Annotated in this window: 9 protein-coding genes; all 9 read right to left on the bottom strand. The window is 69.0% G+C overall.

The genetic code is table 11. The features are described from left to right. Nucleotides 1-4: 4 nt before the first annotated feature. The 9 genes from IB257_RS05585 to hutH all read right to left on the bottom strand — a co-directional run bounded on the left by IB257_RS05585 (nucleotide 5) and on the right by hutH (nucleotide 11,726). Nucleotides 5-655 carry a DUF2894 domain-containing protein gene (locus IB257_RS05585; protein ID WP_192491978.1) on the bottom strand — a complete coding sequence of 217 codons (651 nt, stop codon included), beginning with the start codon at nucleotides 653-655 and terminating at the stop codon, nucleotides 5-7. Next, the gene (locus tag IB257_RS05580; RefSeq protein ID WP_054456414.1) at nucleotides 645-1,295 is read right to left on the bottom strand and encodes an OmpA family protein; all 651 of its coding nucleotides are present in this window, start codon (nucleotides 1,293-1,295) and stop codon (nucleotides 645-647) included. Before IB257_RS05580 ends, IB257_RS05585 begins: the two co-directional genes overlap by 11 nt. Further along, nucleotides 1,292-4,981, bottom strand: a complete 3,690-nt coding sequence (locus IB257_RS05575) for a DUF802 domain-containing protein (protein ID WP_192491977.1) — start codon at nucleotides 4,979-4,981, stop codon at nucleotides 1,292-1,294. The genes IB257_RS05580 and IB257_RS05575 overlap by 4 nt, the downstream gene beginning before the upstream one ends. A gap of 10 nt (nucleotides 4,982-4,991) precedes the next feature. Next, entirely contained in the window at nucleotides 4,992-5,825 is an 834-nt protein-coding gene (locus tag IB257_RS05570; protein WP_054456415.1) for a DUF3348 domain-containing protein, read from the bottom strand. Nucleotides 5,826-5,954: 129 nt separating this feature from the next. Continuing rightward, nucleotides 5,955-6,884, bottom strand: coding sequence for a LysR family transcriptional regulator (locus IB257_RS05565; protein ID WP_175162916.1), 930 nt, complete (start codon nucleotides 6,882-6,884; stop codon nucleotides 5,955-5,957). Nucleotides 6,885-7,082: 198 nt separating this feature from the next. Then, nucleotides 7,083-7,901, bottom strand: coding sequence for a phosphate/phosphite/phosphonate ABC transporter substrate-binding protein (locus IB257_RS05560; RefSeq protein WP_175181284.1), 819 nt, complete (start codon nucleotides 7,899-7,901; stop codon nucleotides 7,083-7,085). A 10-nt stretch (nucleotides 7,902-7,911) separates the two neighbouring features. Continuing rightward, entirely contained in the window at nucleotides 7,912-8,916 is a 1,005-nt protein-coding gene (locus IB257_RS05555) for an ornithine cyclodeaminase family protein (RefSeq protein ID WP_054456417.1), read from the bottom strand. A 14-nt stretch (nucleotides 8,917-8,930) separates the two neighbouring features. Next, a complete protein-coding gene (locus IB257_RS05550) occupies nucleotides 8,931-9,914 on the bottom strand; it encodes a tripartite tricarboxylate transporter substrate binding protein (RefSeq protein WP_119449434.1) in 984 nt (327 codons plus the stop codon). Nucleotides 9,915-9,956: 42 nt separating this feature from the next. Then, nucleotides 9,957-11,726, bottom strand: coding sequence for a histidine ammonia-lyase (gene hutH, locus IB257_RS05545; RefSeq protein ID WP_192491976.1), 1,770 nt, complete (start codon nucleotides 11,724-11,726; stop codon nucleotides 9,957-9,959). Nucleotides 11,727-11,770 lie beyond the last annotated feature (44 nt).

Raw genomic sequence — 11,770 nt, 5'->3', positions numbered from 1 at the left:
GGGGCTAGCGGCCCTTGCCGCGCGCCGCCTTCTTGGCGCCGGCGCGGGGCGCGGCCTCCTTGGGCGGGGGCGCGATGGCGGCGTGCACCTGCTCCATCCACATCAGCGCGTCGGTGTACGACAGGAACTGCTGCAGATAGCCGGGCGACACTTCGCGCATCAGCGACAGCGCGCGGTGCACCAGCTGATTGGAGTTGAGCGGGCCGGCGTTCTTGTGCACCTGCTCCTGCGACTGCCGCACCTGGCGGTCGGCGCTGACCCGCGACCAGACGCCGCGGAAGTACTCCAGCGTTTGCAGTTCAGGATAGGTGGCGCGCAGGTCGGCGGCGCCGCGCGCGTCGAGGCCGGGATCGGCGATATAAGCCGTCAGCGCCGCCAGCGGTCCGGGTTCCGGGATGGCGGAAGCCGGCGCGGGGGCATATTCGGCCGCATCCACGGGCGCGCCTTCCAGCTCGGCCTCGTAGGCCTGGATCAACGCCGCCAGCTTGACGTCCAGCAGTCTGCGGGCTTCGCCGCCCTGTGCGGCTGCGCGCCGTTGCAGCGCGTCCATGAACTGGAAGCGGACCGGGGCCACACGGTCGGCGCCAGCCTCGCGCCAGGCGTCCAGCATGGCCCGGGCGTCGATGATTTCGCCGCGGGTGCCGTCACTGGCCATGCGAGGTCCCGGCGTCGCTGGAGGGCTTGGGGATGGGCGCGATTTCGACCCGGCGGTTCTTGGACCGGCCGTCCTCATCCGCGTTCGAGGCCACCGGCTGTTCGGAACCGAAGGCCGCGGCGAATACGGCCGACGAAGGCACGCCCTCGTCGATCAGCGCGCGCGTCACCGTCAGGGCGCGCTGCGCCGACAGGTCCCAGTTGTCGGCGAAGCGCCGGTTGCCTTCGCGCACCTGCTGGTCGTCGGTGTAGCCGCTGACCATCAGGATCTCGTTGTGCGACTTCAGATAGGCAGACAGGGGTTCGATCAGGCTTTTCAGGACTTCACGGCCCTCGGGCTGCAGTTGGTCCGAGTTCAGGGCGAACAGGACGCTGCCGCTGATGCCGATGCGGCCGTCGATCAGGGTCACGCGGCCGGCGGCCAGCGGACCCGCCAGCGCCTGCTCCAGCGTTTCGCGGCGCTGGGTTTCGACCTGGCGCTGCTTGACCTCTTCCTCCAGCTGGGTGGACAGCTGCAGCTGCACGGCGACGACGCTCACCAGGATCAGGACGAAAGCGCCCAGCAGCACCGACATCAGGTCGCCGAAGACGGCCCAGGCCGGGACTGTGGGCTCCACGCCGCCGTCGATGTCCTCGCTCATGCCGCTTCCGCTCCGGCCGTCGCGCGCTGAATAGCGAGCTGCTGCAGGTTCTCGATGATCTGCTTCTGCGACACCATGCTCAGGTCCACCACTTCACGGGCCTGCGCCACGTAGTAGGAGAGCTGCTCGTCGCCGCGCGCGATGGACTTGTCCAGCGCCGCTTCGATGCGTTGCAGGTGCGCCACCAGCTTGTCGTTGGACTCGCCGAAGAGCTGCACCGCAGTACCGAAGGATTCGCCCAGGCTGGCCACTTCGGCGGCCCCGCTGGCGACCTGTGCGGCCACTTCGGCCAGCTTGCCGGTTTCGGCCTGCGCCTGTTCGGTGAACTGCGTGCCGACGCGGTCCAGCAGCTCCGCCGACGAAGATACCAGCGCGTCCACGGCCGTGCGTTGCTCGGCGGCGGTGTGGTTGACGGCGTCCAGCAGGGTGCCCAGGGTTTCCAGCAGGCGGTTGCGTTCTTCCAGCATGTCGTTGTCGCGCTCCATGCTGTCGGAGAGCTTCTGGCGCAGTTCGCCGATGACTTCGGCGGCGGCGCGCGGCGCTTCAGAGGCGGCCTGCACCAGGCGGCCGATCTCGGCGATGGTGTCGTTGGCGCTGGCCTGGGTCTGCGCGCTGATGTCCTGCGCCGTGATGGCCAGCGTGTCGCAGATCTGCTGCTGCTGGTTGGCGGTGTAGGAACTGGTCTGTTCCCATTCGGTGCGCAGCGAGTCGGCGATCGTGCCGAGCTTGCCGGTCCAGACTTCCAGGCGCGCTTCTTCCTCGGCGGCGAGCGCATTCTGCAGGTCCGTCTGCGATTGCTCCAGCGTTTGCAGCAGGGCGGCGGAGTGTTGTTCGAATGCCGCGGCGGCGGTTTCCAGCGCCTGCTGGTTGTCGCCGGCCAGCTTGGCGTTGGCTTGCTCCTGGCGTGCCTGCGCCTCGGTCCAGGCCTGGGTGACGCCGGTGGCCGCCGTTTCCAGGCGGGCCGACACGCTTTCCAGCAGGCCAGCCTGAGCCTGGGTCTGGGCGGTAATGTCGCGCGCGGTCTGGGCCAGGGTGTCGTTGACTTCCAGCTGGCGCAGGGCGGCCTGGGTGCCGGCCTGTTCCCACTCCTGGCCGAGCTTGGCGGCCATGGCGGTGAGCGTGCCCGTCCAGGCGGCCAGGCGTTCCTGGTCGCGAGAGGCCAGCGCGGCCTGCAATTCGGCATGCGACTGATCCAGCGTTTGCAGCAGGGCGGCGGAATGCTGTTCGAAGGCGGCGGCGGCGGTTTCCAGCGCTTGCTGGGTGTCGCCGGCCAGTTTGGCGTTGGCCTGCTCCTGGCGCGCCTGCGCCTCGGTCCAGGCCTGGGTGACGCCGGTAGCCGCCGTTTCCAGGCGAGTCGATACGCTTTCCAGCAAGCCCGCCTGGGCCTGGGTTTGCGCCGAAACGTCGCGCGCGGTCTGGGCCAGGGTGTCGTTGACTTCCAGCTGGCGCAGGGCGGCCTGGGTGCCGGCCTGTTCCCATTCCTGGCCGAGCTTGGCGGCCATGGCGGTGAGGGTGCCGGTCCAGGCAGCCAGGCGTTCCTGGTCGCGTGAGGCCAGCGCGGCCTGCAATTCGGCGTGCGACTGGTTCAGCGTTTGCAGCAGGGCCGCGGAATGCTGTTCGAAGGTGGCGGCGGCGGTTTCCAGCGCTTGCTGGTTGTCGCCGGCCAGCTTGGCGTTGGCCTGTTCCTGGCGGGCTTGCGCCTCGGTCCAGGCCTGGGTGACGCTGCCTGCCGCCGTTTCCAGGCGGGCCGATACGCTTTCCAGCATGCCGGCCTGGGCCTGCGTCTGGGCGGCGATGTCGCGCGCGGTCTGGGCCAGCGTATCGCTGGCGGCCTGTTGGCGGGCCACGGTGTCGGCGCCAGCCTGCTGCCATTCCTGGCTCAGCGTGGCGGCCATGGCGGTGAGCGTGCCGGTCCAGGCGGCCAGGCGTTCCTGGTCGCGCGAGGCCAGCGCGGCCTGCAATTGCGTGTGCGACTGGTCCAGCGTCTGCAGCAGGGCCGCGGAATGCTGTTCGAACGTGGCGGCCGCGGCGGCCAGGGCCTCGCGGTTGTCGCCTGCCAGCTTTTCGCCAGCCCGTTCCTGGCGTGCCAGCGCGGTGGCCCATTGTTCCGAGACGCCGTTGGCGGCCGCTTCCATGCGGGCGGATACGCCTTCCAGCAGCCGGGCCTGGACTTCGGCCTGCGCGGTGATGTCGCGCACGGTCTGCGCCAGCGTGGCGCTGATGGCTTCCTGGCGTTCGGCGGCCTGCGCGCCGGACTGTTCCCATTCCTGGCGCAGCGTGGCGCCCATGGCGCCCAGGGTGTCGGTCCAGGCGGCCAGGCGCTGCTGGTCGCGCGAGGCCAGCTCGGACTGCAGCAAGGTGTGCGATTGGTTCAGCGTGCGCAAGAGCGAGGCCGAATGCTGCTCGAAGCTGGCTGCGGCCGCGGTCAGGGCCTGCAGATTGTCGCCCGCCAGTTTTTCGCTGGCCTGCTCCTGGCGCGACAGCGCCTGGGTCCAGGCTTGCGACATGCTGCCCGACGATTCCTCCAGGCGCGAGGACACGCTGTCCAGCAGGGCGGCCGAGCGCTGTTCGAAGGTCTGGGCGAAGTGGTCGAGCGAGGCGCGCAGGTCCTGGGACAGGGCCTCGCTGGCGCGCTGCTGGCCGGCCAGGGCCTGGTTCCAGATGCCGGCGACATTGCTGGTGGTGGCCTGGAAGCCCGAGGTCAGTCCTTCCAGTTGGCGCTGCACGGCTTGCGTCACGGTGTCCTGCAGGGACGCGGTTTCGCGCGACAGGCTGGCCATCGTCGCTTCCACCACGGGTTGCAGGGCGGCGCCGGCCGAGCGCGCGCTTTGCGACACGCTTTCCTTCATGGACTGTTCCATGACGGCGGCCAGGCGCGAATAGGCCGCCTCGGCCTTGCCCTGGAACGCGTCCTGGCTGGCCATGTGGCGGTCGCTCAGGGCCTGGTTCTGGCGGGCCATGTCGCTCATCATGGCTTGCAGCTTGTCCACCAGGGTAGGCATGGCTTCCGCCTGGCGCTGCATGACTTCAGCCTGGCGTTGCAGCAGCTTGAAGGATTCCTCGCGCTGATAGCCCTGCGAGTACACGCGCAGCGTGGTCGAGGCCTTGCTGTCCAGCAGTTGCGCGGCGCGCACGCGTTCGCGGCGGCACAGGGCTGCCAGCAGGCCCAGCATGGCGGAGCTGGCCACGCCGGCGATCGAGGTGCCGAAGGCAAAGCCCAGGCCCTTGACCGGCGCGGCGAGCGAGGCGCGGATGGCGGCCAGATCGGTGGCGCTTTCCAGCGCCAGGCCGGTGCCGCGCAGGGTCACGACCATGCCCAGGAAAGTGCCCAGCATGCCCAGCAGCACCAGCAGGCCGACCAGGTACGGCGTCAGCGCCGGTCCGGGCAGGCCCGCGCGCTCGCCTTCGATGCGCAGCCGCGCGGCGTTGCGCAGGCCCGGCGGCAACTGGTCCAGCCAGGATCCCAGATTGCCGGGCGCTTCGGACAGGCCCGAGAGCGCGCGCGTCAACGAGGATGTCGCCTGCTGGTAGCGCAGCAGTTCCAGCGCGCCGGCCAGGTAACAGACGGCTATCAGCAAGGTCACGGCCAGCGCCAGCGGGTTGGTGCCCGCATAGCCCACGCCGATCCAGCCCACGACGGCCAGACCCGCCAAGAAAACTACGAGATTAGTCAGATATTTGGACATAGTGTCCCGGTTAGCTGGCGCGAAGGGTGGCAAGCAGCCCTTCGACCGGTTGTAAACGAACATCCAATTCGGCAAGCAGCACGCTGCGCATGTCTTTGCGGAACGTGTCCAGCCAGGCGCCCGGCGTTATCGATGCCGTCGCCGGAGCGGGCGCCGCGCCCGTCTCGACCGCGGCATCGCCTTGCGCCTCGGCTTCGGTCTCGCCTTGGGCTTGCGCTTGCGCCAATGCGGCAGCCTCGGCCAGGGCCGCGGCCTCCGCGTCGCGCAGGCGCTCGAAATGGCCTTGCAGCAATTTCGGAATCGCGCCGAACAGCGCGCGTTCCTTGGGCAGCAGGGCGCGGTCCATGATGGCGTCGACCACCGCCAGTCGCGTCATTTCGCCGTTCTTGGCTGCGACCATGCCGCGCAGCCGGCTGCGCAAATTGCCCACGGCGGTTTCCATCGTGTGCTGCAACGACAGATAGCGCTGGCGAAAATTCGCGTAATCGGCGTCGGCCTCGGCCAGCGCCGCCAGTTGCTTGGCGGGCGCGGGCGCTTGTCCCGGCGTGCGCCGCTTGGCGGCCGTGGCCGCGGTGTCGCTGGCGATGGCGTCGGCCAGCGTGGTCCGCACGCGTTCGCACTCGCGCTCTTCGGCGCTGCTGAACATGCGGGCGCCGGGGGCGATCACCGGCGGGCTGGTGTTCAGCGCCGCGGAGAGCGCGATCGCGTCCGTCCAGCCGAGCCATTGGCTCAGATGGTCCGAGAGCGATTGCCTGGATTGCGGAACATCGACATCCGTCAGGCGAGTCAGCAAGCGAATGAGCGTCGGGCCGCTTAAACCTGTGCGCTGTGGGGCCTGCAACATACCACCAGAGTCAAAAAGGGGGGAGTTTACACGGTGGAGGGCGGCGCCAGGGGCGGGGGAAGGGCGGCAAGGGCGTGCCGCCCGGAAAAAGAGGGTCGCATCATCTGCCGATGCAATATTGTGACGGGGTTATGCCACCCGGCGAATCCGGAGTTCTGGCGCCAGGCCATGCGCCGGATTGTCCAGGTAGTCCGCCAGAAAATCGATGAGGTACCGGGTCCGGGCGGGCAGCAAACGGGTTTCGGTCACGGCGTGGACCTCGATCGGCCCCAGGCTCCAGGCCGGCAGCACGCGCGCCAGCTCGCCCGAGCGCAGCCGGCCGCTTTCGTCGCCGCCCAGCGCCGCGATGCCGGCGCCCAACACGGCAAGCTGCCTGGCCATGCAGGCGTCGTTGGCGCCGTAGCGGTGCTCCACCGGAACCAGCAACTGCTCGCGGCCGCGCTGTAGCGGCCAGGGCGCGGGCTGCCCGCCGCCGGCGCGCAGGCCGATGCAGTCATGGCGCGCCAGGTCCGCGGGGCTGACAGGCATGCCGCGGGCGGCCAGGTAGGCGGGCGAGGCGTACAGGCCGGCATGGACCACGCCCAGGCGGCGCGCCACCAGCGACGAGTCGGGCAGTTCGCCCAGGCGGATCGAGACGTCGCCGATCTCGGGCGGGTGCTCGGCGAACTCGGGTCCGGCCACGCTCATCTGGAGCCGGATATCCGGGTAGCGGCTGCCGAATGCCACCAGGGCGGGCATCAAGGCGTCCAGCGCATACGCCGCGGGCAGTTGGACGCGCAGCGGCCCGCTGGGAAGTTCCAGTTGCTCGCGCAGTTCCTCGTGGGCGATCTCGGCTTCGGCCACGATGCGGCGGCAGCGTTCGAAGTACAGCCGCCCGGCATCGGTCAGCTCCACGCGGCGCGTGTTGCGGCTGAGCAGCCGCAGGCCCACCGAGCGTTCCAGTTCGGCCACGTGGCGCGACACCGTGGAGGTGGGCATGCCGAGCGTCGCGGCGGCCCGGCTGAAGCTATGCGCCTTCGCCACTTCGGCGAACAATTCCATGCCTTGCAGGCGTTTCATGAGTGCATCTCCCGCGCGGTCCGGACGGATCAGCGCCATGTTCCATTGCTTGATGTGCGTGTTGCCGGCAGCCCAGGGAAGGCCAGCCGTCGCAGGAGGGCATTGTCGGCACGGGGTTTTAATAATTCTTTAAAGCGCCGCCGTGCCAGGGGAAAGAGGCAGTCCGCCCCGCCTGGAAAGGCGGGGCCTGCGCCGGTTTCAGCGTATCTCGGGATAGCCTGCCGTCACGGCGGCTTGCGCCATGTCGCCCAGGACAGAGTAGGCGGCCGGATCCGGGCGGGCGAAGCGCGCGACATGCGCCGCGCGCAATAGCGGCTGGTGCGCCGGATTCTCGTGCATGGCAAGCAGGGCATCCGACAGGGCCTGCGTGGCGGCCGGGGCCACGTCGGGTCCGGACACCAGGAGGGGATTCGGCGTCCATGGCGTATACGCCAGCGTGCGCAGTCCGGCCAGCGCGGCCGGATCGTGCGCGCGCAGCAGATCCAGGTACCAACTGTCGGCCGCGGTCAGGTCGATCTCGCCGTCAGCCAGCGCGCGCAGCAGGCCCCGCGGGTTGCCATAAGGCCCCTTGGACGCTGCGAACAGTGAGCCGCCAGCCGCGGCCAGCCCGGCCAGCGCCGCGCGCGGCGCATTCCAGCCCGATTGGGAGTCACGCACCATCCAGCCATAGCGGCTGCCGGCCGCATCAGCCAGCGAGGACCAGCCGCAGTCGGCGCGCACCAGGAATTCGCTGCGATAGCGCGGCAGGCCTTCGTAGGCCGGCCAGTCCGGCACCACCGCAGCGACCGCCGCAAAGGCCCGGCCCGCCTGCAGCGCGTTGACGTAGGGCCAGCCGCACATGAAGACCCCGCACAGGCCGGGCCGTTCCCAGAGTTCGCCGATGGGCGTGGGCCAGCCGTGCTCGACGAAGCGCACCTCCAGTCCGGCGCTGGCGTGCGCGGCCTGCAGCAGCGCATGCCAGGCAGCCCGAGCCGCGGGCGCCACGTCGTACATGCGCGTCGAAGTGATGAGATCCATGGCGCTGCGCCTATGCAAATTTCAAGGTCTGGCCCAGGCCCATATTGCGGGCCTTTTCCAGCATGGCGTGGCCCAGCGCGATGTCGGTGGTGGACAGGCCGCGGTGCCAGAACAGGATGGTTTCGTCATCGCGCTCGCGACCCGGCTTCAGGCCCGCCACGATCTGGCCCAGTTCGGCGTGCAGGTTTTCTTCCGTGATGCGGTCGCTGTCGACGTGGGCGCGCAGCGCGCCATAGGGCAGCCCCTTGCGGCATTGGCCCCAGTCATCGACCACCACCTTGCTCATGATGTCGGTCAGGCTCAGTTCCACCGCGCTCATGGTGCCGTAGGGCATGACCAGGGCGCCGGGCTTGATCCATTCGGTCTTGAGCAGCGGCGTGGGTTCAGGCAGGCGCGAGGCTTCGACCACGATGTCGGCGCCGCGCACGCAGGATTCCCAGTCATTGACGACCTTCACCGGTTTGCCCAGGTCGCGCGACAGGCGCTCGCCAAAGGCCTGCTGGCTTTCCGGCCGGCGCGAGTGCACGCGGATTTCGTCAAAGTCGTAAAGGCTGTCGAGCAGCCGCACGTTCCAATAGGAAGTGCCGCGCGACCCGATATGCCCCAGCACCTTGCTGTTCTTGCGCGCCAGGTACTTGGCGCCCAGCGCGGTGACGGCGCCGGTGCGCATGTCGGTGATGGCGGTCGCGTCGACCACGGCCAACGGCTTGCCGTTGACCGGATCGAACAGATTGAGCAGGGCCATCTCCGAAGGCAGGCCGACTTTGTAGTTGTCGACGAAGTCGCTGACCACCTTCACGCCCGCGACGTGCAGCGGCTCGATGTAGCCGCGCAGCACATTGAAGTGCCCTTTGGCGGAAGACTCCGGCACCAGGTGCATGCGGGGTTCGATGACGGTCTTGCCGCGTCCCTGGGCGTCCAGCGCGCTTTGCACCGCGGCCAGGATTTCCGCATCGGTCAGCGCCAGCGCGCGCACGTCAGGGCCGTTCAAATAGGTGATGTCTATGGATTGCATGATGTCTCCTCTGTTCATTGGATGGGCTGGATGCCGGCCTGCTTGACGATGGCCGCCCACTTTGCTGTTTCCTGCTGGATCGCCTGGGTGAAATCCGCGCGATTCGAGCCGGCGGGCTCCACGCCCAGGCCGGCGAACTTCTGGCGCACGGACTCCTTTTGCAGCACGGCGGCAATGTCGGCCTGCAACTGGTCGAGGATCGCGGGCGGCACCTTGGCTGGCGCGACGATGCCGTACCAGGACGTCACGTCAAAGCCCGGATAGCCGCTCTCGGCCACCGTGGGCACGTCCTTCAGTTGCGGCAGGCGTTGCGGACCGGCCACCGCCAGCGCGCGCAGCTTGCCGGATTGGATATGCGGCAGCACGGTGGATACGCCGGCGAACATCATGTCCACGTTGCCCGCCACCACGTCGTTGACTGCAGCAGCCATGGCGTTGTAGGGGATGTGGCGCGTGACGATGCCGGCCGACTGGTTCAGCAGTTCGCCCGCCAGGTGGGCCCCGCTACCGGGGCCGGGCGAGGAATAGTTGAGCTTGTCCGGATGCTGGCGCGCATAGGCCACCAGTTCGGTGAAGCTCTTGACCGGTACCTTGTCGTTGACCACCAGCACATTGGGCGAGGTGGCCAGCATGGTCACCGGCGCGAAGTCCTTTGCGGTGTTGAACGGCAGCTTGGTATAGAGCAGCGGGTTCACGGTCAGGTTGCCCGCCGGCGCCAGGGCCAGCGTATAGCCGTCCGGATTGGCGCGGGCGACAAAGTCCATGCCGATGTTGCCGGAGGCGCCGACCTTGTTTTCGATGATGACCGGCACGCCCCATTTGCTGTTGAGTTCCTGGCCGACGATGCGGGGCAGCGCATCGGCGATGCCGCCCGCGCCAAACGGCACGACGATGGTGACGGGCCTGGCGGGATACTTGCCTTCGGCGGCTGCCGCAGGCAGTGGCAGCGCGGCGGCCAGCAGGGCGCTGCTCAGGCACAGCGCAAGGTACTTTTTCATGGTCATTCCCCTTGTTGTGTGGTTCAGGCCGCGGCGTGGCGCTTACTGCGCCGCGCCGCGCTCCTGGTTCAGAAACCGGTCGGCGCGCGCGATGTCGTCGGCCAGCCTTCTGTCCTGCGAAAGAAACGGCACTTCCTGCCGGAAGGCCGCCAGCACCTCGCCGGTCCCTTTGCCCACCGGACGCCGCGGTTCCGCGCGCGTGCGCAGATCCACGGCCTGCGCCGCATGGATCAGTTCTATGCCCAGCAGCGTGCGCAGGCGCGCGGCCTGCTGGCCCACGCGCTGCGCCGCCAGCGGGCCGTTGGTGGCCACGTCTTCGATGTTGCCGGCGACCGCCAGCGCATCGGACGAGACGGGCTGCGACAGCGTCCGGATTTCGGTCGCCAGGAGCGACACGGGCTTCTGTATCGTGGTGTAGGCCAGCGTCGTGTCATTGGGCGACAGAAAGCGCGGCAGCTTGGTGAAGGCCGGGTCGCCCATGCGCAGCACGCGTTGCGCCGAAGACTGGGCCACCTGGGCCAGCGCCACGCCCACCGACTGCAGCGGCACCACCCAGGCGGTGGGATCGAAGCCGGCGCTGGGCAGCACCGCGCCGCGCAGCTTGCCCTGCGTCACGTAGTAGCGGGTTTCCTGCGGCGTGGCGCCCGGTGGCGGCGAGACATCCAGCGCCACGGTCGGGTTGTCATCAGAACTGTTGATCTGCACCAGCAGCTGCGCGTCCAGCTGGCGCAGCGTTTCGCGGGCCGCGCCATGGACCTGGCTCACGGTGCGGAAGCTCAGGGGATCCTGCAACGGCCGCTGTTCATCCGTCTGCCACAGCGCGCTGCCTTCGAGCAGCGACAGGATGCGCCGGGCCACCTGCTGCTGCGCCGGATATGGACGCTGGCCCTGGGTGGCGGGCAGCAAGGGTGCAATATTGCCGTTCAGGCCTTCGAGCGACAGGGCCGCCACCTCATCCGCGCGGTCCAGCACCCGGCTGGCGTCGTGCGCGGCCAGGATGGCAAGGGCCGCGCCATAGGCGTTGGAACTCAACAAGGACAGCGAATCCTTGGCGTAGGGCTGGATCGGCGCCAGGCCTGCCTGGCGTATGGCCTCGGCTGCCGGCAGGCGCTTGCCGCCGGTTTCCACCATGCCTTCACCCATCATGGCCAGGCCGATCTGCGGCAGGATCGTGATGTCGGCCTGGCCGACCGAGCCTTGGCCCAAGACCACCGGCGTCAAGCCCTTGTTGAGAAAGTCGGCGTACTGGCGCACCAGCGGCGGACTCATGCCGGTGCCGCCCGCCAGCGCGGTATTCAGCCGTATCAGCATGGCGGCGCGTACCGTGTCCGTCGCCGCCGGCTCGCCATAGGCTACGGTGTGCGACAGCAGCATGCGATGGTTGAAGGCCGCCGACAAGGCGCGGGCCTCGTCCGACAGCGTGTCGCCGGAGAAGATGGTTTGGTCCTTGTTCTGACCCACGCCACGATTCAGGCCGTACACGGGCTGCCCCAGGCGGCCGTATTCCAGCAGCAGGTCGTGCGAGCGGGCCACGCGCTGCCACGCAGTTTCGGTGGGCGCCACGGGCTGGCCGCCGCGCGCCACGGCGACCACGTCCGCGGTGGTAAGCGAGCGCCCGTCCAGCGCCAGGGGCGCCTTGCGGGCCGCGGCGCGCGCTTCGGCGGTAGTGGCCGGCGCGGCGGCTGCGGCCGTTGTGGCTGACCACGCGGGCGCGGCAGCAAGGGCCGTGGCCAGTGCCAATAGCAGCGGACCTGCGCATTTATGTGTAAAGCCTCTGAAAACGCGAACTTCAACTGCCGGAAGATGACGCATCACTGCTCCTGGGAGGGAGGGAAGTAGAGGGACTGCAGCGTGAG

The sequence above is a fragment of the Achromobacter sp. ACM03 genome (assembly GCF_014851665.1).
GTDB lineage: Bacteria > Pseudomonadota > Gammaproteobacteria > Burkholderiales > Burkholderiaceae_B > Achromobacter > Achromobacter aegrifaciens.
The sequence above is the reverse complement of the archived record's forward strand: the minus strand, read 5'-3'. Positions and strand labels throughout refer to the sequence as shown.